This is a genomic window from Acidobacteriota bacterium, from assembly GCA_016713675.1.
GTDB lineage: Bacteria > Acidobacteriota > Blastocatellia > Pyrinomonadales > Pyrinomonadaceae > OLB17.
Genome location: JADJOS010000001.1, coordinates 1,826,148 through 1,846,915 on the forward strand (window position 1 = coordinate 1,826,148; position 20,768 = coordinate 1,846,915).

Annotated in this window: 26 protein-coding genes and 7 pseudogenes; 19 read left to right on the forward strand and 14 right to left on the reverse strand. The window is 54.2% G+C overall.

Annotated features, from left to right (window positions below; translation table 11 throughout):
- Positions 1–86: 86 nt before the first annotated feature.
- Positions 87–401 (forward strand): hypothetical protein, encoded by a 315-nt coding sequence (locus tag IPK01_08340; protein ID MBK7933502.1) that lies wholly within the window; start codon positions 87–89, stop codon positions 399–401.
- 367 nt (positions 402–768) lie between these two features.
- Positions 769–2,940: a hypothetical protein gene (locus IPK01_08345; GenBank protein MBK7933503.1), complete on the forward strand. Its 2,172-nt coding sequence runs from the start codon at positions 769–771 to the stop codon at positions 2,938–2,940.
- 82 nt (positions 2,941–3,022) lie between these two features.
- On the opposite strand, the gene IPK01_08350 is transcribed toward IPK01_08345, so the two are convergent.
- The 5 genes and pseudogenes from IPK01_08350 to IPK01_08370 all read right to left on the reverse strand — a co-directional run bounded on the left by IPK01_08350 (position 3,023) and on the right by IPK01_08370 (position 5,517).
- Positions 3,023–3,163, reverse strand: coding sequence for a hypothetical protein (locus tag IPK01_08350; protein MBK7933504.1), 141 nt, complete (start codon positions 3,161–3,163; stop codon positions 3,023–3,025).
- Positions 3,160–3,528, reverse strand: coding sequence for a hypothetical protein (locus IPK01_08355; GenBank protein ID MBK7933505.1), 369 nt, complete (start codon positions 3,526–3,528; stop codon positions 3,160–3,162). Before IPK01_08355 ends, IPK01_08350 begins: the two co-directional genes overlap by 4 nt.
- Positions 3,441–4,370 (reverse strand): B12-binding domain-containing radical SAM protein, encoded by a 930-nt coding sequence (locus IPK01_08360; GenBank protein ID MBK7933506.1) that lies wholly within the window; start codon positions 4,368–4,370, stop codon positions 3,441–3,443. Before IPK01_08360 ends, IPK01_08355 begins: the two co-directional genes overlap by 88 nt.
- On the reverse strand, positions 4,318–4,578 hold the full coding sequence (locus IPK01_08365; GenBank protein MBK7933507.1) for a hypothetical protein: 261 nt from the start codon (positions 4,576–4,578) through the stop codon (positions 4,318–4,320). The genes IPK01_08360 and IPK01_08365 overlap by 53 nt, the downstream gene beginning before the upstream one ends.
- A gap of 131 nt (positions 4,579–4,709) precedes the next feature.
- Positions 4,710–5,517, reverse strand: a pseudogene (locus IPK01_08370) (SDR family oxidoreductase).
- Positions 5,518–5,649: 132 nt separating this feature from the next.
- Here IPK01_08370 and IPK01_08375 point away from each other — a divergent pair.
- From IPK01_08375 to IPK01_08385, 3 genes are all read left to right on the forward strand, one after another.
- Positions 5,650–6,645 (forward strand): DNA repair exonuclease, encoded by a 996-nt coding sequence (locus tag IPK01_08375; protein ID MBK7933508.1) that lies wholly within the window; start codon positions 5,650–5,652, stop codon positions 6,643–6,645.
- Between the two features lie 105 nt (positions 6,646–6,750).
- A complete protein-coding gene (locus IPK01_08380; GenBank protein MBK7933509.1) occupies positions 6,751–6,921 on the forward strand; it encodes a hypothetical protein in 171 nt (56 codons plus the stop codon).
- A 79-nt stretch (positions 6,922–7,000) separates the two neighbouring features.
- Complete coding sequence (locus tag IPK01_08385) at positions 7,001–7,546, forward strand: LON peptidase substrate-binding domain-containing protein (protein MBK7933510.1); 546 nt, start codon at positions 7,001–7,003, stop codon at positions 7,544–7,546.
- Positions 7,547–7,694: 148 nt separating this feature from the next.
- On the opposite strand, the gene IPK01_08390 is transcribed toward IPK01_08385, so the two are convergent.
- From IPK01_08390 to IPK01_08400, 3 genes are read right to left on the reverse strand one after another with little or no spacing between them, the layout of a single operon-like run.
- Positions 7,695–7,895 carry a hypothetical protein gene (locus IPK01_08390; GenBank protein ID MBK7933511.1) on the reverse strand — a complete coding sequence of 67 codons (201 nt, stop codon included), beginning with the start codon at positions 7,893–7,895 and terminating at the stop codon, positions 7,695–7,697.
- Entirely contained in the window at positions 7,895–8,137 is a 243-nt protein-coding gene (locus IPK01_08395; GenBank protein MBK7933512.1) for a hypothetical protein, read from the reverse strand. Before IPK01_08395 ends, IPK01_08390 begins: the two co-directional genes overlap by 1 nt.
- A gap of 1 nt (position 8,138) precedes the next feature.
- Entirely contained in the window at positions 8,139–8,657 is a 519-nt protein-coding gene (locus tag IPK01_08400; GenBank protein ID MBK7933513.1) for a hypothetical protein, read from the reverse strand.
- Between the two features lie 133 nt (positions 8,658–8,790).
- On the opposite strand from IPK01_08400, the gene IPK01_08405 reads away from it, so the two are divergent.
- On the forward strand, positions 8,791–9,048 hold the full coding sequence (locus tag IPK01_08405) for a hypothetical protein (protein MBK7933514.1): 258 nt from the start codon (positions 8,791–8,793) through the stop codon (positions 9,046–9,048).
- The gene (locus IPK01_08410; protein MBK7933515.1) at positions 9,045–10,013 is read left to right on the forward strand and encodes a hypothetical protein; all 969 of its coding nucleotides are present in this window, start codon (positions 9,045–9,047) and stop codon (positions 10,011–10,013) included. The genes IPK01_08405 and IPK01_08410 overlap by 4 nt, the downstream gene beginning before the upstream one ends.
- A gap of 76 nt (positions 10,014–10,089) precedes the next feature.
- Here the strand turns inward: IPK01_08410 and IPK01_08415 are convergent, their stop codons facing one another.
- Positions 10,090–10,407, reverse strand: coding sequence for a hypothetical protein (locus IPK01_08415; GenBank protein ID MBK7933516.1), 318 nt, complete (start codon positions 10,405–10,407; stop codon positions 10,090–10,092).
- A 339-nt stretch (positions 10,408–10,746) separates the two neighbouring features.
- Between IPK01_08415 and IPK01_08420 the strand changes: the two are divergent.
- The 3 genes and pseudogenes from IPK01_08420 (at position 10,747) to IPK01_08430 (ending at position 11,717) form a co-directional block, all read left to right on the forward strand.
- A pseudogene (locus tag IPK01_08420) lies at positions 10,747–11,063 on the forward strand (HD domain-containing protein).
- A gap of 1 nt (position 11,064) precedes the next feature.
- Positions 11,065–11,268 (forward strand): hypothetical protein, encoded by a 204-nt coding sequence (locus tag IPK01_08425; GenBank protein ID MBK7933517.1) that lies wholly within the window; start codon positions 11,065–11,067, stop codon positions 11,266–11,268.
- 305 nt (positions 11,269–11,573) lie between these two features.
- Complete coding sequence (locus tag IPK01_08430; GenBank protein ID MBK7933518.1) at positions 11,574–11,717, forward strand: hypothetical protein; 144 nt, start codon at positions 11,574–11,576, stop codon at positions 11,715–11,717.
- Positions 11,718–12,183: 466 nt separating this feature from the next.
- Here the strand turns inward: IPK01_08430 and IPK01_08435 are convergent.
- From IPK01_08435 to IPK01_08455, 5 genes and pseudogenes are all read right to left on the reverse strand, one after another.
- Positions 12,184–13,107 (reverse strand): annotated as a pseudogene (locus IPK01_08435) (hypothetical protein).
- Positions 13,108–13,300: 193 nt separating this feature from the next.
- Positions 13,301–13,369 carry a hypothetical protein gene (locus tag IPK01_08440; protein MBK7933519.1) on the reverse strand — a complete coding sequence of 23 codons (69 nt, stop codon included), beginning with the start codon at positions 13,367–13,369 and terminating at the stop codon, positions 13,301–13,303.
- Positions 13,338–13,514: a hypothetical protein gene (locus IPK01_08445; GenBank protein MBK7933520.1), complete on the reverse strand. Its 177-nt coding sequence runs from the start codon at positions 13,512–13,514 to the stop codon at positions 13,338–13,340. Before IPK01_08445 ends, IPK01_08440 begins: the two co-directional genes overlap by 32 nt.
- 288 nt (positions 13,515–13,802) lie before the next feature.
- A complete protein-coding gene (locus IPK01_08450; protein MBK7933521.1) occupies positions 13,803–14,069 on the reverse strand; it encodes a hypothetical protein in 267 nt (88 codons plus the stop codon).
- A complete protein-coding gene (locus IPK01_08455; GenBank protein ID MBK7933522.1) occupies positions 14,069–14,593 on the reverse strand; it encodes a hypothetical protein in 525 nt (174 codons plus the stop codon). Before IPK01_08455 ends, IPK01_08450 begins: the two co-directional genes overlap by 1 nt.
- Positions 14,594–14,836: 243 nt before the next feature.
- On the opposite strand from IPK01_08455, the pseudogene IPK01_08460 reads away from it, so the two are divergent.
- The 9 genes and pseudogenes from IPK01_08460 (at position 14,837) to IPK01_08500 (ending at position 20,763) form a co-directional block, all read left to right on the forward strand.
- Positions 14,837–15,284: pseudogene (locus IPK01_08460) on the forward strand (NADH-quinone oxidoreductase subunit A).
- Between the two features lie 105 nt (positions 15,285–15,389).
- Positions 15,390–15,850, forward strand: a pseudogene (locus IPK01_08465) (NADH-quinone oxidoreductase subunit B).
- A 31-nt stretch (positions 15,851–15,881) separates the two neighbouring features.
- Positions 15,882–16,046, forward strand: a complete 165-nt coding sequence (locus IPK01_08470) for a hypothetical protein (GenBank protein MBK7933523.1) — start codon at positions 15,882–15,884, stop codon at positions 16,044–16,046.
- 288 nt (positions 16,047–16,334) lie between these two features.
- Positions 16,335–16,472: an NADH-quinone oxidoreductase subunit C gene (locus tag IPK01_08475; GenBank protein ID MBK7933524.1), complete on the forward strand. Its 138-nt coding sequence runs from the start codon at positions 16,335–16,337 to the stop codon at positions 16,470–16,472.
- Positions 16,473–16,601: 129 nt separating this feature from the next.
- Positions 16,602–17,858, forward strand: coding sequence for an NADH dehydrogenase (quinone) subunit D (nuoD, locus tag IPK01_08480; GenBank protein ID MBK7933525.1), 1,257 nt, complete (start codon positions 16,602–16,604; stop codon positions 17,856–17,858).
- 52 nt (positions 17,859–17,910) lie between these two features.
- Positions 17,911–18,353, forward strand: a pseudogene (gene nuoE, locus IPK01_08485) (NADH-quinone oxidoreductase subunit NuoE).
- A gap of 46 nt (positions 18,354–18,399) precedes the next feature.
- Positions 18,400–19,660: pseudogene (gene nuoF, locus IPK01_08490) on the forward strand (NADH-quinone oxidoreductase subunit NuoF).
- A gap of 300 nt (positions 19,661–19,960) precedes the next feature.
- Positions 19,961–20,188, forward strand: coding sequence for a hypothetical protein (locus IPK01_08495; protein MBK7933526.1), 228 nt, complete (start codon positions 19,961–19,963; stop codon positions 20,186–20,188).
- A gap of 38 nt (positions 20,189–20,226) precedes the next feature.
- Complete coding sequence (locus IPK01_08500) at positions 20,227–20,763, forward strand: hypothetical protein (GenBank protein ID MBK7933527.1); 537 nt, start codon at positions 20,227–20,229, stop codon at positions 20,761–20,763.
- Positions 20,764–20,768 lie beyond the last annotated feature (5 nt).

Genomic DNA, 20,768 nt, shown 5'->3' on the forward strand with positions numbered 1-20,768 from the left:
TCCACTCGTCTTTGATTTTGTGATCCAGCGGACCTGACTCAACATGTACGCTGGACGCCAAACCAAGGCGATCTGTGAGAATCATAATGCAGCGAATACGACTCGGCAAAGCACTTTTTGTGTTAACTGTTCTTCTGGCTGCTGTTTCACCAGGCACCGTTAGATCCCAGACGGTTCCAGAGGTCCTAGCTATCGCGAAGAACCTCAAGTTAGTGCGAACGGGTCTCGGTGCATCATTGATCATCGCGAAGATGACAAGATCGGTGTGTAACTGCGATACGCGTAATGCAGCTCTCGGCAAACGCAGATCCGCGAAAGTTTCGGACGCGATCATATCGGCGATGATGAACTCTGCGGATACCTGGCCGGTAAGGCTAGATCGACGATCGTCGAATCCGTAAAAACAGCTCAAGCTCCTGCAACAAAGGCCGTCGCACCAGACTTCGATCCCACGGAAGTCGGTGCGACGGCTCTTGTCTAATTTCGGCGCCGGGAATCTAACTTTCCGAGCATGGCAAATTGGCGTCAATTGATCCAAGCGTGTCCAGCGGCACTAAGGCCAACTTCTTCACGCGGGGCAATCGCCTACGCTTTAATGAAGTCCAAATTCAGCGCCGAATTTCGAGACAAGTCGGTCGGCGGCGGTTCTCACGCGGGCACTGCTCTTTGGCGGCCGGGCGGAAAAAATCTTGTATTTTCGCGGTAATTGCGATACTTTCAACATTTACTATACCGTTCGATGTCGATCGCGAACAGCCGGTTTTATCTATGCGAGTTTTAATTGATCTTGTCCGCCGAACAGCGAAAAGACGGGTGTTTGCCGCTGCAATCTTCAGCGTTTTGCTCTTGGTGTGCGGGGCGTCGGTCTTTGGGGCTCCGGGAGATCTTGACACTACGTTCGGAGTATCAGGGCTCGCCAATGTCGGATTCAATGGCGGTGACGACTCGGCACGGGCGGTGGCTCTGCAGTCGGACGGCAAGATAATTGCGGGCGGATATGCAAAGAGCGGTGCCAATTACCTGTTCGGGCTGGTCCGCTACAATGCGAACGGCACGCTCGACACGACCTTTGACACTGACGGTAAAGTGACCACGTCGATATTCGGAGCGGATGACGGGATCACGGGCCTCGCGATACAGACGGACGGCAAGATCGTCGCCGCCGGATATGCACTCAGCGGTGCAAACTACGTTTTTGCGTTGGCACGGTACAACGCGGACGGTTCGCTCGACACGACATTTGATACCGACGGCAAAGCAACCACCTCGATCCTCGGGGTTGACAGCTTTGCGAACGCGATGAGGCTGCAGTCCAACGGCAAGATCCTACTTGCCGGCGGTGCATACAACGGCACGAATTACGACGCCGCATTGGCCCGTTACAACACGGACGGTTCGCTCGATACGACATTCGACACTGACGGTATCGTCACAACGCCGGTCCTGGCGGGCAATGACTCGGCAAACGCGGTCGCGATCCGTTCGGACGGCAAGATCGTCGCGGCGGGCTTTGCATTCAGCGGAGCGGTGAGCAATTTTGCGATACTTCGGTATAACGGTGACGGTTCGCTCGATAATACCTTCGACACGGACGGTAAGCTGACGACGGCGATCCTCGGCGTTGACGACGGCGTTACGGGTGTTGCTCTGCAGACGGATAACAAGATCGTAGCGGCCGGCTATGCCAAGTCAGGGGCGAATCTGCATTTCGGCATCGCCCGGTACAACAGTGACGGATCGCTCGACAACACTTTCAGCAGCGACGGCAAGGACACCCAATCGATACTCGGCGGCAGCGATGCGGCGACAGCGGTCGCCATCCAGTCGAACGGCAAGATCGTCGTGACAGGCGGTGCGAGCAACGCTTCGGATTACGACGCGGCGGCATTTCGCTGGAATCCAAATGGTACGCCTGATACGTCCTTTGATACCGACGGCAAGGCCACATACAATTTTGGCGTCGAGACCGACAATGTCGGTTACGCGTCAGCGATCGACAGCACCGGCCGCATTGTGATTGCGGGCGAGACCGGCATCCAGTTCATGGTCATCAGGATCGAAGGCGACGCTCCGGTCGTTCCAATTCGAACGCTTTTCGATTTTGACGGCGACTCAAAGGCCGACCTGTCGATCTTTCGTCCGGCACCGGGCGAATGGTGGTGGCTGAACAGCTCGAACGGCGGCAACGGAGCTGTGCAGTTTGGCAGTTCGACCGACAAGATCGTGCCTGCTGATTTTACGGGTGACGGCAAGACGGACATCACGTTTTGGCGGCCGGCGACGGGACAGTGGTTTGTCCTGAGAAGCGAGGATTTCTCATATTTTGCGTTCCCGTTCGGGGCGAATGGCGATGTACCGGTCCCGGCGGATTTTGACGGCGATAACAAGGCCGATCCGGCTGTTTTTAGGGAAAGTTCGCAGACATGGTTCATCAACAGATCTTCCGGCGGGACCGATATCGTCGGATTTGGTTCGGTCGGTGATAGGCCCGTACCAATGGACTATGACGGTGACGGCAAGGCCGACATTGCGATATTCCGCCCAAACGGAGCGAACGGAGCCGAATGGTGGACGAGGCGGAGTGCGACGGGCGTGGTCTTTGCCGTTCAGTTCGGTTCGGCGACCGACAAGGCCGTTCCCGGAGAATATACGGGCGACGGCAAGGCCGATATCGCTGTTTATCTCCCGGCAAACGGTTTTTGGTACGTTCTCAGAAGCGAGGATCTCTCGTACTTCGCATTCCCGTTCGGTGCGGCAGGCGATATTCCGGTTCCGGCCGATTATGACGGGGACGGAAAGACCGATCCCGGGCGTCTTCAGGCCGTCAAACGGGACATGGTTCGCCAATCGATCGACCGGCGGCACGCTGATACAACAATTCGGGATCACCGGCGATGTTCCGCTGCCGAGTGTTTACGTGAGATAGGAAACCGGCGTTGATCTAAGCAAAAAAAAGCACTAAACGGGAAACCTCCGTTTAGTGCTTTTTTGTGCAGATCGGTCAGTAACTTTTTAGCCTTTGCTACTGTGCCGTTTGTACTTCTCTCGCCTCGACGCGGCGGCGTTTTCTCGCTTTCCGCCAGGTGCTGATGCCCTCAGCAGTCAGGCTGAGGATCGAACGTCGGTTGTCGAAAATGAGCTTGACCCACGCCATTTTGCTCATTTGCGGGAAATAGATCCCGCGGAAGAACAACCTCGCCACAAGGTGACTGATGCGTGTGTCGATCGGCGCATGACGGATCGAATCGATCGCCTCAAAATTGCGTTCGGGGCTATACGATCGCGACCATGCAGCAAATGTTTCCTTTTGGCATCCTCGATCGACATCTTGAGCGGATCGTGTGCCATTACGAACGGCGCGAAGTCGAGCCAGTGCTTGGGACGCTTGAGGCGTCCGGCGGCTTCGAGACGGTCATAGAGCGGCGTTGCCGGGAACGGCGTCAACTGGCCGAATACCGGCAGACCCGGAGCCCATTTTTCGATCTCATCGACCGTACGGTCAGCGTCGCCGACGGTGTCATTGTCCATTCCGACGATGAACGACGTGATGGCGTAGATGTTGCGGCGGGCCAAACCTTCGAGCACTCCTGATAATTTGCGGGCTTAGAAAATGTCTTGTTAACGTCGGCCATGTTTGCCGGATCGATCGATTCCATGCCGATAAAGATCCAGCGGGCACCGGCGTCGGCGATCAGATCGACCAGTTCTTCATCAGCCAATAGATTGGCGCTGATCTGGGCGACCCATGGCAATATAGCATCGGCGGCGATCATGTCGCGGAGCAGGCCCTTGAGCCGCTTTTTGTTGATCGCGAGATTGTCGTCGATGAAGAAGACGGCGATCTGGCCTTTTTCTTTTTTCGCTCGTGCCTTTAATCTCAGCAGCTCTTCGATAACGCTTTCGTTAGAACGGAAACGGATCGAATCGCCAAAGAATCCGGTGACGGTGCAAAATTCGCAGCCGTACGGACAGCCGCGGCCGGTCTCGATCGGTACTACAAAGAACTTGCCCCAGCCTTCGCCCATTCGCGAAAGTGCGGGCTGCAGCATTTTGGGCACGAGGCTGAATTGATCGAGATCGAGCGTTTCCCAGGGAATGTGCGGATATGGCTGAAGGTTTGGTTTCTTGTCGTTGCCCGCGGGATCGACCTCGGGCATGTAGATATCTTTGAGTTCGCCGCGGGCCGCATCGGCGACCATCAGCGGCCAAGTTTCGTCCGCCTCGCCAAGTGCAATGGCGTCGGCATGCCGCGGGCCGCCGTCGCGACCCAACGCCTCATCCGGACATTCCGTCACGTGCGGGCCGCCCATTACGACCTTAAATCCTGCTTCGCGGAGTGCGTCGGCGACGAGGTACGCACGTGCGACCATTCGTAGTCATCGCACCGATCACGATCAGGCCGATGTCCTTATCCTTACAGACTTGGACCAATGCAGGCCGCGTCACCGCCTTGGCATTGCCGTCGATCCGGCTAGCCGCATGTTCGGGCGGCGTCAGCGACTGAAGCAAGAACATCCAGGGATGCGGCATGAAATTCCGCGTTATGCCGTTATCAGGGTTGTAAAGGAGTATCTTCATTCGAACTTATTAGGACAAACTACTGACCGGTCCAACTTCGCCGGTTCACGTCACCAAAGGAGAATTTTATAGAGAAAAAGGTTTAAGTACAATAACAGAAGCCTTATCATCGCACGTTTTCTGCAAAAAAACTACTTAATAAATATCTTTCTAATGATCGAAAAGAACACACTCTCAGGCAAAAGCCGCCGCAATTTGAGTATTCCCTTAGTGTTAACGCCGTATCGCAACCTCTTAGAACCGTCGGTCACAGAGTTGTAAATAGCCTCAGCGACGATCGAACCGTCAGGAGCGTCGTCGCTGCTTTGCTGCATATTGGGCATTACCCGGTGGGCCATCGCGTCATAAGCGGTGAGCCCGTCCTTTTGGGTCATGTCCATCGAACGGTCGTAAAAATCGGTCTTGATCGGGCCGGGCTCAATTATTTTGACCCTGATATTGAATTGTTCAAGCTCAAATTGAAGGGATTCCGAAAAAGCCCTCGACAGCCCATTTCGACGCATGATAGAGGCTATAAAGCGGAAATGTCACACGTCCGGCTATTGATGCGACGTTAACGATGTGCCGCGTTTTTGCTCACGGAAATACGGCAGGATCTCGCGGCAGACACTCATCAATCCAAACACGTTGGTGTCGAACTGACGCTTTATCTGCTTCTTCCGTCGCGGCCTCGAACGGGCCGACGACCGCGTATCCGGCATTATTGACAACAGCATCGATCCGTCCGAATTTTCGAGCGTCGCAGAAATTGCGGCTCTGATCGAATCGACATCAGTGACATCGAGGCGAAAACACTCAATATCTGCGATCTTCTGCAGGTCCGCGGCACTTTCGGGGACGCATTGTCGCAGCTACCTTCCAGTTCTTTGTCTGGAAGAGCTTGGCTGTTTCGAGTCCGATCCCGGTCGATGCCCCGGTGATAAGTACAACTTTGTTCATAGTTTGAATCTTATCACGAGGGAAGTTAACCGCAGAGACGCAGAGTAGCTGAGAAAGAGAGCCGGCATTTCGTTTGACGTCTCCGCGACTCCGCGTCTCTGCGGTTAAATCGTCCTATGTTAAGATGCAACAATGAAGTTCCTACATATCGCTGATGTGCATCTTGGGTGTACACGGTATCAGCTGGCTGAGAGCCCAAGGGATTTTTTTGATGCATGGGTCGATGTTCTGCAGCGTTATGCGATCGACGAAAAGGTCGATTTCGTAATCATGTGCGGCGACTTTTTTCACAAAAGATCGGTACCGCCCGAAACGATGAACTATGCGGTCGAAGGCCTGACGATGGTCCGCGAAGCCAGAATTCCGGTCATCACCATCGAGGGAAATCACGATCAAAAACACACGGACAATGAATTCAGCTGGCTCCGTTCGCTCTCGAGTTGGGGGCTCGTCAAACTGCTCGAACCCAAACTGGTAGACGACAAAATGACCTATTCACCCTGGGACGAAGCTGCGAAAAAAGGCGGCTTTATCGATATCGGGCGGGCGAGGATCTTTGGTTCGGAGTGGTTCGGTGCGTCGGGAAACTGGGCGATCCCGATGCTGACCGAGACGATCAAGGAGAACCGCCGCGACGGAGCATTTCATATCCTGATGCTCCACACCGATGTCGAAGGCCACCAGATGCATCCGATCCCGGCGTTGTCCGTCGCCGCACTTTCGGAGCTGAAAACAGCTGTCGAATACGTCGGCCTCGGCCATACGCACAAACATTATGAGATCGATAACTGGGCGTTCAATCCCGGCTCGATCGAGATCACCAATATCAGCGAATTTCGCGAGAATCGCGGGGCGTTCATTGTTGACGTAGATGAGCAGAACAATGTTAAGGCAACGCATTTGACCGATTATCATTTTCGCCCGTTCCAGCAATTGATCTTCAATGTTACAGGCTATGCCGACACAAAGATCGTGACGGAAGACATCCTCAAAATGATCGGGACCGAGGCTCGGGTCGCCGAGGCCGGCAAGCCTCAGCCGATAATCGAGATCTCGCTGCGGGGCCACTGGGATTTCCGAATTCGCTGCTCGAAATGCAGAAAATACGTGACGAAACAAAATCGATGACCAACGCCCTGCACGTTCGCATCAAGAATCACTCGGTTCCCGCCGATTATCTTGAAACACCCGAAAGGAAACCGACGATGCCGGACGCGAACGCCTCGAGGCCGAGTGATCGACGATCTTGTGATTCGTGATAACCGTTACAAAACGCGGGTCGAGGACATCGCTGACGCCGTCATAGGAGCCAAACGAATGGCCCTCAGCGATGATGAACCGGCGAAGATCGCGGAGTTCATCGGGATGAAAGCAGTCGGAGTGAAGGGGGAGATGACGAGGTAGTAACGCCGAGGAAAAGGGATAATTAGGGAAATAGATCGATCTTTGTTTCAGATCTCCACTTCTCCATCTCTAAAATTATATGTCTGAGGTTTTAGAAAAAGTCGCCGGTATCAACCAACTTCCCATCTTTCCGCTGCCGCTCGTGATGCTGCCGAACGAGATATTACCGCTGCATATCTTTGAGGAGCGTTATCAACAGATGCTCAGGGATGTTGAAGCGACGAACAAGATGTTCGGTGTCGTGTTTTTTGAGCCGGTCGAGGATTTCGTAGACCGTCCCAAAACCGGAACGATCGGATGCGTTGCCGAGATCCGCGACACCGACATGTTAGAAGACGGGCGTGCAAACATCGTAACACTCGGCGTTGTTCGGTTTCGGGTGCTCGATTACATCGACGAGGGCGAGCCGTATCTTGTCGGCGAGGTCGAGTTTTTTGAGGACGACGAGGCTGACACCGTCGAGACCGATGGGCCGGCTGACGAAGTATTCGAACTATTTCAGCGGATCGCCAAAGCTGCGTTCAAAATGAGCGGCGGCCGCGGTAATTGCCCGAAATTCACCGCGGAGACCCCGAGCAGTTGTCATTCCTGGTCACCGCAGCGTTCAATTTTGAGAACGAGCTGAAATACCGCCTTCTCGAAATGACCTCGACTTCCGAACGCCTCGAGAAGCTTCGCGAGATCCTGAAGAAAATGGTCGGCCAAATGGAAGAAAGCGCGGATATCCACGCAGTGTCCAAAACGAACGGCCACAGCAAGAAAAAACTCGATCTTTAGTTCTGCAGGGCACCTCGAAAGAAATCGATCACACGCTGATCGTACGACTCGCTTTGTTCCAGCGAGGCGTTGATGATGCTGTAGCCGGATGGGCTGAGGTCTAATTTTTGTTCGATCTTATTGCTGCCGGCAAAGCACTTAGCAAGTTTGCCGGTCGATTCCTGGAAGACCTGAGCGTCGATGCCGGCGAGCAGCATTATTTTTCGATCTTCGATCGACCGGGCTGTTTCGCAAAAGATTCGTGTTTGTAACAGCCGTCGAAGAAATAGAGGTAAGTGCCGAGGCGGGCAAATTTAGCCGTTATGTTGCTGGCAAAAGGGAAGCGGCGGCTGATCGCATCCTCGAGCAATTGATCGGATCTTTCGGGAACCGAATCGAGCGCGATGGCCTTGACGGTTTTGTCCTTCGCAGCTGTTGTCAGTGCCGAAAGCGAGCCCAATTCAACTCCATATAACCCAATATCTTTGCCTACAAGCGTGATCTGATTCGCCGTTTTCAGTCCGCGAACGAACTCGACCGCAGCGGTGGCATCCTCGGTCTCGCAGCCGCCGAACGAACAGGTCTTCAGCTTTGGGTCGTTTGCCATGTGCCCGCAGGTCGGGCATCAGGACGGTGAAGTTCGTCGATTCGTTGAGCTTGACGCCGAGATTCAGGACATACGAACGGTCCGCACCGTATTTGTGGAACAAGATGACAGCCGGAGCATTTTCGGCCCCGCGAAGCAGCCATCCGCGAGCACCTGAACCATCGCGGTTCGTCCAGCTTTCGTCCGTTATCTGGGCGGCTCGAGAGCTGAGCTGGCCGAATTTTTCCGGCGTTACGAGGTAGGCGGCTGTCTGCGGTCTGGCGGTCTTGTAGACCAGCCAAATTGAAAATCCTGCCACAGCGGCGACGATTATCAGTAAAACCGGAAACAGCAAACGGAAAATGCTTTTGAAAAGACGTGTCGAATTGGCCATAACGGGAATCGAAAGGTGAAACTTTGAATCAAAACAAGCGTGAGAGGAAACGAGGAAAGCCGAAACGGAAAAGGCTTTCGATATGACACCTTAGATGATAACATAAACTGCAGTTTTTCGATAGGATTTTTTAATGTTAAAACCGTTACAAATTTTGGTATTTTTCCTGTTAATATCGGTGCTTTGCGGTGCCGGATTTGCCCAGGGATCGACAATTATTCCGGCAATTCCGGGCTCGCAGATCTTCCCGCTTTCGCAAGTAAAAGAGGGGTTGAAGGGCACTGCCCGAACCGTCTTTCGCGGCACTGCTCCCGAGGAATTCGGCGTCGAGATCCTCGGCGTGATCCCCGGATCGATCGGGCCTCATCAGGACATGATCATCGGAAATTGAGCGGCGAAAATGCGATGCGGACCTTCGTCTTTGCAGGCATGTCGGGTTCGCCCGTTTACATTGACGGCAAGATCGTCGGGGCCATCTCTTACAGTTTTCCTTTCGCCAAAGAACCTATCTGCGGCATCACGCCGATCGAGCAAATGATATCGCTTTTTGAAAAAGGGCCGGCGAAAAAGGCGGCAGCCGAGGCTCGAACGGTCTCGGTCGACGATCTGCGGGCCGATCGCTGGAGTGTGGGCCGCCTCGCGAGCATTGCCGTCGACCAACCGCTGATCTCCGGTATGTCGGCAAACTCGGCACTTGCGCAGGTCGCCGGTCAGAGGCTTCAGCGGATCGCGACACCGCTGACATTCGCAGGCGTGTCGCAATCGACACCAGATCTGTTCACGCCGGAATTGACACGGGCCGGCATAATGCCCGTTGCGGCGCTTGGCGGCGGATCGAAATTGGGAACAATAAAAAAAGCAGACGCGGCGACCCTGGTCGGCGGTACATCGGTCGTCGTACAACTCGCCCGCGGAGATATATCGATCGGTGCTGCCGGTACGGTGACGCTTCGCGACGGCGACAAGATCTATGCGTTTGGCCATCCGTTCTTCAGCCTTGGATCGACCGATCTGCCGATGAACGAATCACACGTTGTGGACGTGGTGCCGAATGCCAACAACTCGTTCAAGCTGGCGGTGCCGGACGCGATGGTCGGTTCGCTGACACAGGACCGGGCGACCGGGATATTTGGCAAGCTCGGCCAAACGCCTCGGATGATACCGGTCAAAATAAAGGTGACGAACAGCCGCGGCAGCGATCAAGAGATCAAGTTTGAATCTGCCGTTGACGATTTTCCGACACCTCTGATCATCAATATCGGAGTACAGAACACGATACAGGCTAACGAACGCGGTATTGGCGAAACGACCATTGAGGTTCAGGGCGAGATCCGCGTTCGCGGAGAGGAAGCGTGAAAATTAGCCGCCGTTTTCGGGTCAGCAGGCGTCGGCCTTTGCGTCGGCTTCGGCCTCGGCACCACTGGCCTCGCTCTTAAAGGCAAATTTCGAGGGTCTCGATATTACCGCCGTAAACCTGACCTTCAATATCACCGAAGGCAGCAAGACCGCCGTCTTGAACGCCTTGGCGGTTGACGCCCTTCAGGTGAAAGCCGGAGACGCTCTGAATTTTTCGGTCTTTGTTCGCAATGACGCCGGAAAGTTGGATCGAGCAGCCTGTTTCAATCACGATTCCGAAAGACGCTCCGGCCGGGCCATTGTCGCTGTGGTCGGTGACGGTAATTCGGTGCAGGAAAACGCGGCGATCAAGCAATTTGCACCAAAATCGGCGGCTGAGTTGATCCGAGATCATCAATTCGCTGAAAGGCGGGATCGGTTGTACGCCATTCTTTACCGCACTTCGACCGGTGCCGTCGTCGGCGCGAGCGAAATGCCGAATCTGCCGCCGTCCGTCCTTGCTACGATGAATAACGACCGAACCGCCGGCGGTGCCAAACCGACAACGCAGAAAGTCATATTAGACCAAATACCTTGCCGGGGTCGGACCATATCGTTACCGGCTCGCAGACGATCGCGGTCGAGGTCATCAGATAAGATCTGAATTATCTAGGCATTGAGGTCAACGGTAAGAATATCGTTGACCTTTTGTTTTAATTTGGCAATCTAAAATGTGAATAACCTAAATAAAACGCTGCACGCGGCCCGTTTTGCAGCTGAAAAACACACCGGGCATTTTCGCAAGGTTCGAGACGCGAACCATACATCAATCACCCGATCGAAGTCGCCAATCTGATCGCCAATGTCGGCATGATCGACGACGAGGACATCCTCTCGGCGGCGTTGCTGCATGACACGGTCGAGGATTGCGGCGTCACGGGCGACAGATCAATGAAAATTCGGCGAGACCGTCGCGGGGCTGTGTCCTCGAGGTCTCGGATGATAAATCTCTGCCTAAGCACCGACGCAAAGAGCCGCAGATCGAGCACGCCCCGCATCCATACGGGCTAAGGTGATCGCTCGCCGACAAGATCAGCAATGTCGCGACGTCATCGCCAGCCCGGCCGAAGATTGGGACAAACAGCGGCGCGGCGAATACGTCCAATGGGCGGTCAATGTCGTTGAGGGGTTGCGCGGAGCGAGCGATCAGCTCGACGAACTCTTTGATGAGGTCGTCGCGTTGGCAAATGAAAACTGGATGAACTGGCCTAGGTAGGTTGGGCGTTGCCCTCGATCCAATGCTCACCTTCTGTTCCGGCGGCACCACGCGGCCGTGCAACGCATGGCGATGTCGATGGTTGGGTCGATAGTTCGAAAAGTCCATAGGTCGGAACGCAGTGCCAGCCGGCGAAAAATAAGACACCGGCAGGCTGGCAGCCTGCATTCCGACGGCTCTATCCGCCGCTCAATGTTGTGAAGATCGCGAGCTCGTCGCCGTCGTTGAGCAACTCGTTGCCGTCGCGTATGCTGATTTACGAAATATGGAGTCGGTGCTTTTCCAACAGTGGAGATGGTCGATGGATGCCTTGGAAAACATCGCCCGCTTTTGCGTCGAGCGGCAATTCGATATCGACGCGGCGTCGGCCGGTGATCGGCGGTGCTCCGAAAAAGGACTTGAAATACGCATGTGTCGACTATTTCAAAGTCTTCTTCCGAGTCACTTAAGTCCTAAATCTCAACGTTCCAGATGTTACATTGCTAATATCGACGATTTTGTCGGATAATACCAAACGCCATCGCCGTGGTTTAGATTCAAACTCGATGATCCGCCTTGCCTTCGGGGCAAGATCATGCTTTAGGACCGAACTGTTACTCACTTTAGGGCCTTCAAGATCCCTAACACTTGTTCCCCCAATTTGATCCATGAGCCACCGATTGGCCTGATTCGTGCAACCAGAGATTGGTATCGATAACGGGCTGGCAGGAAAGGGTTTCAGATTCATCTACACAAATTCAATCTCAGTTTTGAGATAGTCGTAAGCAACAACGGTTCCTACATTGAGTCCCTTTCTTGATGTATGGTATTAATCCCCGCGAGTCCTTTATACTTTCGGTCAACTTTCGAAAAAGGAGTATGCAACGGATAAAGTTCTTCTCAAAATCGAGAGGCGGTGTCACGAAAAGACTTGTATTAGTTGATTTGTAGGAAAATCCAGTTCAAAAAAGCCATTCTCGATCTGACAATGCGGAGAATCAGTCTTCCAAACCCGACGGCGGAGCGTACGCATAATGCTGGCCCCACAAGCGGCTTTTTGCTTTTGTCAACGACAGTCCCTCTCACAAAGCACTCATCCGGAGCAATGTTAATTGAGCCAAGGCAAGTATAAGGACTAAGAGATTGATCAAGAGCATTCGCCATGATTACCTGATCGCGCCCTCTCGATCGGGGCTCTGATGCGGATGCGTACAGACGTTTGGGCATTTCGGCCTTGAAAGATATGCAGCCGGCTTGGCTTGGACGGCGTAGTTCATGGCGGTGGACACCGCGGCGGCGTCGCTGGGCTTCGGCGGTGGCGGTGTTCATAAGGATCGCATCGCGCCTAGCTCCATGGCGATGGCGGCGTCGGAAGGAACGGCGACGCCCGTATCGACGATAATGACGGCGTTTCGGGCAATTGCTCACGCATTATTCGAAGATTCGGAGGGTTTTGGACACCATTCCCGAACCGATCGTTGCGGCGAGGGGGGCGACTGCCGGGGCAGCCGGCGTCGAGCAGCTTTGGCCATGATAAGGTCGTCGGTGAAATACGGCAGGACGATGAAGCCCTCGTTCACAAGTATCTTCGCAGCCGCGAGTGTTTCGCTCGTTGTCGGGCAGCAAAGTGATCTGATCGCCGATGACCTCCAGCGTTTTATCCAATAAGTTTCAAGAGGCTCGCGTGCCAAGCGAGCCGTGCGGATCGCGTGTTCGGCGTCGTAGCGATCCTGCTGTGTTCGGCAGGATCTTCATTTTTGGGTCGAGGTGGTCGAGGAACGACTCGGCAGAGCCGTCAAGCGGCACACGGTTGACCGCGACCGTGACCATCTCGGAACCGAGGCACATGTCCGCCTTCATCTCGTCATACGAACGATATTTTGCCCGTGCCGATGATGAGGCGTGAAGTAAATGTGGTATCTTGCAAGTTGGGAACTTTCCGACATAAGAGAAATTTACCACATTGACGCCAGAAGAGGAGAAGTGGAGCGGAGGAGAAGGGGAGATTCGACGCTACCGTCTCCCTTCTCCCACTCCTCTTCTCCTCTACTTCTTATCCTCCGCCGACAAAGTGGACGACCTCGATGCGGTCACCGTCGCGGACCAAAGCGTTTGAGCCCAATCGATGCGGCGGACGACATTGTACCGTTCAACCCGATCGCAACGCGTTGTTTAGGCAGTGAGAAATGTTCGAGGAGCAGGTCGAGCGTGGGCGTGTCGGAAATGGTTTTCGTTTCGCCGTTGAGTTTGATGCTGATCGAGGTCATTACGGAGATTTTCCGCTTTGGCGGACTCGAATACAAATCTGGAGATATCAGATTTGAAATTTTGAAGTCGACCGTGTGTTTGGCTCCAGTTTTCGGATCTAATCGATTTCAGCCCGGCGTGACGACGCGTCTTAGCTCGATCTCTTCGCCGTCAGACATGGCGCGGATCAGCAATGCCGCACGGCCGGCCGGAAATGCGGCAGTTGGAGGTGGACGCTGGCGAGGCCGTTGTTGTCAGTTTGGCGTGAAATATAACGGGACGGAAACTGGAACCGAGCACCTTGATCATTATCTGGGCACCGCCGATGACACGGCGGGCGGTTCCGCGGCAGAGCATGATGTTGACGGTTTCCGGCGGTCGCCGCCGGCGAATTTTGAATCTCCCAGAAGCTCGATACTCAGTTTGTCGTTGGTCGGACGCTCGACGCCAGAGAGTTCGCTGACCACCTCGACGGCAGCAGCGTCGATCTCGATTACGCCATCCTCGATGGATCTGTACGTCTTCGAACAACGGAGCGTCGGCAAAGAAATCTTCGGCCGTGAGAATCGGTTCATTAAAGATCTCCGGACGATCTCCGGCGGAACGAACGCCGGTGTCGAATCTGGCGGCTGCTCGGTGCGGGAAAGACGTCGACAGGATCCGGAGGCGTGTATGCGGCGATGTGTTCGGACTCAGGCTTGTCGATCGACACCGGAGCGATCGGAATTGCGGGCACATTTGGCGATGCGGCCGCGGCCGCCGGAACAGCTTTGCGCGACATCGATTTCAGATCCTCGATGCGGCCGGCTTTTACGGCGGCACAGATCAACTTGTGCTGGCGGTTGAGTCGGTCGGTGATAGCAGTTTCGTCAAAATTGCCCTCTGCGAGATCCTCGTAGCTAACGCGTTTGCTCGCCAGGATCGTGCCGCGGTCATAGATCAGCGACACGATCAATTTCGATGACAATCCTTTGTCTTCGGTTTGAACGTGGTACACGATACCGTCAAATTCTATATCTGTATTAAAACCAGAGATCACAATGCTAATTTTACCCATTAATGCGAGGAAAAGCGGCGGATTTGCGGCACACGCCGCCATATAAAAATTAACACACCGTTTTGATCACGGTCAACGAATAAATACGGGCATTTCGCGAATCGTCGCTTGGTCAACCGCCTTGACACTAATACAGTGTTAAATTACGATTTAGATTGTGCCAAAATTCCTTAATCTAAGCAGTCGTGGCCGCCATATTTGAAACATTTTTTCGGTCAATTTAGTCAGTAATTAAGGTCGAGATGTCTGAATACAACGTTTCCGATTACGTTCCCTATTGCGATCATGTTTTTGGTCGCCGGATTTGGTGTGAGCCAGCTGCTCGTCACGCAGACGATCGGTCCGCGCAAGAGAACCGCTACCAAGCTGATGCCGTACGAATGCGGCAAAGATCCCGTCGGGAACGCCCGGGACAAGTTCTCGATATAGTTTTATGTAGTCGCGGTCATATTTTTGCTGTTCGACATCGAAGTCCTGTTCATGATCCCGTTTGCTGTTGCTTTCAAGAGCCTGATGGCGGACGAAAAGGCGTCCGGAATTTTGTACGGCACTATCGCATTTATTGAGATCCTGGTCTTTTATCTCGACGCTGGTCGTCGGATATATCTACGTTTGGAAGAAAGGCGTTTTCGATTGGGGAATGCAGGCTCGAGCCGAAGCACGCGAAGAGGCGAAGCGTAACGCAAAACGCCGCCGCGACGACGCTGAATCGGGCATTAAGCTTGCCGCATAGCGAAAGTTTATTGAGTCGGCAGAGTGTTTTGAGTTCATTGAGGCAAGTTAAACCTTCTGATCTCAAGGAACTCGACAAACTCAAAACACTCAAGAAACTAGTTTTATGGGTTTAGAAAATAATCTATTCGAATCGCTGCCGGACGTCGTCACCGTCAAACTTGACGCCGTTATCAACTGGGCACGGAAAGAAAGGCATTTGGCCAGCAACGTTCCGGGCTCGCTTGCTGCGCGATCGAAATGATGGAACGGCATCGTCGCGGTAGGATATTTCGCGTTTTGGGGCAGAGACATTTCGTGCCAGCCCGCGTCAGGCAGATTGCACGATCGTATCGGCGCGTTTTCGCGAAAGATGGCCCGGTACTTCGCCGGATCTACGATCAGATGCCCGGAACCCAAATGGGTCATTTCTGATGGGTGCCTGTGCGACATCGGGCGGTGTTTTTGATAACTATGCGATCGTCCAGGCGTCGACAAGATCGTCCCGGTCGATATTTATATCCCGGATGCCCGCCGCGTCCCGAAATGCTGGTTCACGCGACCGCGATGCTGCAGGACAAGATCATGAAAGAGTCGGTCAAGGACCGCCGCGACACATATGAGCTGGAATCGCGCGCTCGATGGTCCCGGAACACTGCCGGTGACAGAAGGCACTGCACTCGAACGCGAAATGGAAGCCGAGGTCGCATCGGGCGAAACATCGCGGCCGTATTCAGTGCCATCGAAGCACGAACGGCGCAGATCGTCGCAGCAGGATTTATGACTGAGAAACCCACGAATACGTGGAAAAGATAAAGGCAAAGGACGCTGCTTGGGTAGTGTCCGTGGTCGAACGGCACGGTGAGGTGACTCGTTACGGTACCACGTGGGTCGGTCGTCGATGTTTGCGCTTTCTTGAAACGCGAGCATGATTTTGACATGCTCGCCGACCTCTGCGGGGCCGATCGCGGTCCCGAGGAAGCCCCTCGGTTCGAGGTCAAGTATCATCTGTTCTCGACGATCCATTACAGCCGCCTGCGTTTGAAGGTGCTGCTCGGAGGACGAGCCGAACCTGCCGACGGTCTCCGGGCTGTGGAAGACGGCAAATTGGCACGAACGCGAAACATACGATCTCGTCGGCATCAAGTTTGACGGCCATCCGGACCTGCGGCGCATCTTGCTGCCTTCGGATTTTGACGGGCATCACTGAGAAAGATTATCCGCTGCGAGGCTATGAGCCTTACAGCCTAAACTGATTTTGGATTTTAGATTTCGGATTTTTTGATTGCTTTATGGCTTTCAGCTGATCCAAAATCGTAAATCCAAAATCCAAATAGTTATGAGTACTACGGTACAAGATCTCCAACAATTTGATGTTCTCGACCGGCCGCTCGAGTCAGAGATGACACTGTCGATGGGGCCGCAGCATCCTTCGACCCACGGCGTCCTGCGTCTCGATCTCAAACTCGACGGCGAACTTGTCGTCGGCTGCATCCCCGACATCGGATATCTCCATACGGGAATGGAGAAGCTCTTCGAATACAAGAAATACCAGCAGGGTATCGTTATCACTGACCGGATGGATTATCTCAATCCGCTCGGAAACAACCTCGCTTATGTGATGGCGGCGGAAAAACTGCTCGATCTGGAAATTCCCGAACGTGCTCAGGTCATCCGCGTGCTGATGTGCGAACTTCAGCGTATCGCTTCGCACATGGTCTGGCTTGGAACGCACTGTCTCGATATCGGTGCCATGTCGGTCTTCTTTTACTGTTTCCGCCAACGCGAGAAGATCCTAAACCTGATCGAGGCAGCATCCGGCGGTCGAATGACGCCGAGCTATTTCCGCATCGGCGGCCTGATGATGGACTTGCCCGCGGGTTTTGAGAGCCGTTGTCGACAGTTTCTCGCTGATTTTCCGGCGGCGATGGACACGTTTGACACCCTCGTCACTGGCAACACGATCTGGATGAGCCGCACCAAGGGCATCGGCGTCATCGAACGCGACGAAGCGATCAACTGGGGCCTTGACAGGTCCGTGCCTGCGAGCAGCGGTGTCGAACTCGACCTCAGACGGCATAATCCGTACACAGGTTACGAGACATACGATTTCGATATTCCGGTCGAACAGGACGGCGACGTCTGGGCACGGTTCAAGGTCAGAATGCGTGAATGTCTCGAGTCGTACAAGATCGTCCGCCAGGCTCTAGACCGCCTGAAACCGGGACCGATCAAAGCCGACAGCCCAAAGATCGTGCTGCCCGATCGCGACGATATGCGAAAGCATATGGATTCGCTGATCCACCATTTCCTGATCGTCGCAGAGGGTTTCAACGTCCCCGAAGGCGAGGTCTACCACGCCATCGAAGCCTCAAAAGGCGAGCTCGGCGTTTACATGAAATCGAACGGCGGCCCCAAACCCGAACGTGTCCATTTCCGCGGCCCCAGCTTCGTTAACCTTGCCGCTCTGCCCGTGATGAGCGAGGGCGAGATGGTCGCTGACGTTGTGGCGATCATTGGTAGTTTGGATATTGTGTTGGGTGAAATAGATAGGGTAAATCATGGCAGCAGCAACACCAACAAGTTATACAGATAAGATCCTCGTCTCGGACGAAGTGGCTGAGTTTTCGGCTGCGGTCGTTGAGGAGATGAAGATGCACGTTGCGAAATATCCGGCCGAGCGGAGCCGTTCGGCTTTGATACGGCTATTGTTCGTAATCCAACGCGAACGCGGATGGGTGGATAATCCGGGCGTTAATTTTCTTGCGAAGTTTTGAACCTTGAGGTGACGGATGTGTGGGAAACCGCGACGTTTTACTCGATGTTCAATATGCGTCCGGTCGGGCGGCATCACATCCAGATCTGCAAGACGCTGTCGTGCAAGATCATGGGCGAACCCGAGATCACGGATCATATCTGCTCAAAACTCGGCATTCATCCCGGCGAAACGACCGAAGACGGCAAATACACAGTCACGATGGTCGAGTGTTTGGGTAGCTGCGGCCCCGCACCGATGATGCAGATCGGGTTTGATTATCACGAAGATCTGACGACTGAGAAGGTAGACAAGATCTTGGAGGCGTGCAAATAGTATGGAGATCAAAGCAATAGGCTGCGAGCCGCTTCAACTCAAGCTGATGCACGTCAAAGACGGGCATACGCTGAAGGTCTATCGCGATCATGGCGGTTACAAGGCGCTTGAGAAGGCGCTCAAGATGGCACCGGGCGATGTGATCGACGAGGTCAAAAAGAGTGCTCTTCGCGGACGCGGCGGTGCGGGTTTTCCGACCGGGATGAAGTGGTCGTTCGTGCCGAAAGATTCGCCGAAAACGAAATATGTTGTCTGCAACGCCGACGAATCAGAGCCCGGAACGTTCAAAGACCGCTACCTAATGGAACGCGACCCGCACGCCTTGCTCGAAGGTATGATCATCGCCGGTTGGGCGTTGGGATCGACGACCGGTTTTATTTACACACGCGGCGAATACAAATATCTGATCGACGTGATGGACGTCGCGATCGCCGAGGCACGCGAAGCCGGCTTGCTTGGCAAAAACATTCTCGGTTCGGGTTTGGATATGGATATCCACACCCACACCGGTGCCGGAGCTTACATTTGCGGCGAAGAGACCGCTCTTCTGAGTTCGCTCGAAGGCTCTCGCGGACATCCGCGTCTGAAACCGCCTTTCCTGCGGTCGAGGGCGTTTATGCCTCGCCGACGGTCGTCAATAATGTCGAAACACTGACCGCCGTGCCGCAGATCATAAATATGGGCGGCGAGGCTTGGCAGAAACTCGGCACCGAAAAATCGGGCGGCACAAAGCTTTGGTCGATCAGCGGACACGTCAACAAACCGGGCGTTTACGAGCTGCCGATGGGCTATGCCGACATGGAAAAGTTCATCATGGAAGACTGCGGCGGGATCCGCGGCGGCAAAAAGCTCAAGGCCTGCATTCCCGGCGGTTCGAGCGTTTACATCATGAATGCAGGGCAGATCGTGGGCAAAAATGTGCTGATGGATTACGAAGGGCTCGTCGCGGCGGGCTCGTCGGTCGGCTCGGGCGGATTTATCGTGATGGACGAGACCGTCGACGTGATCGAATCGACCAAGAATCTCACCGAATTCTACAAACACGAATCCTGCGGATGGTGTACGCCTTGCCGCGAAGGCACGGACTGGCTGGTCAAGATATTTAACCGGATCGCAGATGGCGGCGGAAGGCCTGAGGACGCCCAGTTGATGCTCGATATCTGCGACAACATCGAGGGTAAATCGTTCTGCCCGCTGGCGACGCGGCGGCATGGCCGATACAGAGTGCGATCAAACAGTTTCCGGACGATTTTAAAAAATGGCTGGGCGATAAGACCGCATCTAATGGTGTGACAGCCAATATTTAATGAACTTCTCAAAAAATGCGAACACTCGGGACACATGCCATTTTGGCGTGATGCTCTCGCTCGTATTTTTCCGGTTGCATCGCAAACGCCGACTCCCTGCCTCAGGGTAACGGCAAAACGCCGGTCATCATCATTCCGGGTCTAACGGGTTCCGGAACTCGTAAATCAAAAGATCGGGCGAGGTCGTATGGTTCAAGGCCCCGAGATCTAAGGACGATGATCTGCGATTGCCGATCTCGTCAAATTTTGGCCGCAACCGCGACGATCTTGTACCGGGAGACATTCTGCGGAGCGTAAAGTTTGGGATCTTGCCTCGGTCGATGTTTACGGCAGTTTGGTCGATGCGTTCAAGAATTCCAGGGCTACCACGAGGAATTTTGGGATACGCCGACCGCCAAAGGCGGCGAAAAATCTATCTACGTTTTTCCGTACGATTGGCGGCTCGACAATGTCGAGAACGCAAGGCTCTTGATACGGAAGATCGTCGATCTAAAGGCAAAGATCAAGCAGCCCGAACTTGAAATTTAATGTTATCGGCCATTCGATGGGCGGCATCATAGCCCGCTATGCGGCGATGTACGGTGACGCCGATCTTCCTACCGGGAACCAAAAAAGCAGTTCCGACATGGGCCGGTGCGAAGCATTTCAACCGTGTTGTGTTGATGGGCACGCCGAGCGAGGGTTCGGCAATATCGCTATGGGCGTTGATAAGCGGTTCGTCGATTGGCGGACTCAACATCAACCTGCCGTTCGTCAGAATCTCTCGAGATTATGACGTTTTTACCATCCCGTCGAGCTACCAGCTTTTGCCGGCTCCGGGCACATTCCAGGCTGTCGACGAAAATCTCGAACCGCTCAATATCGATCTTTACGATCCGAAGGTCTGGACGAAATACGGATGGAATGCGATCGACGACAAGGGCGTTCCCACCCAGTTCAATGGGCCGAACGGCGGAGTGCAACTGCATTTTTACAGGCATGCTAAAACGGGCGAAACATTTGCACGAAGCCCTATCGGCGGGCACTGCGAATGGAGCACTAAAATTCGAGATCCTCGGTGCGGACTGCACGCCGACGCTCGACACGGTTTTGGTATACCGTGATCCCA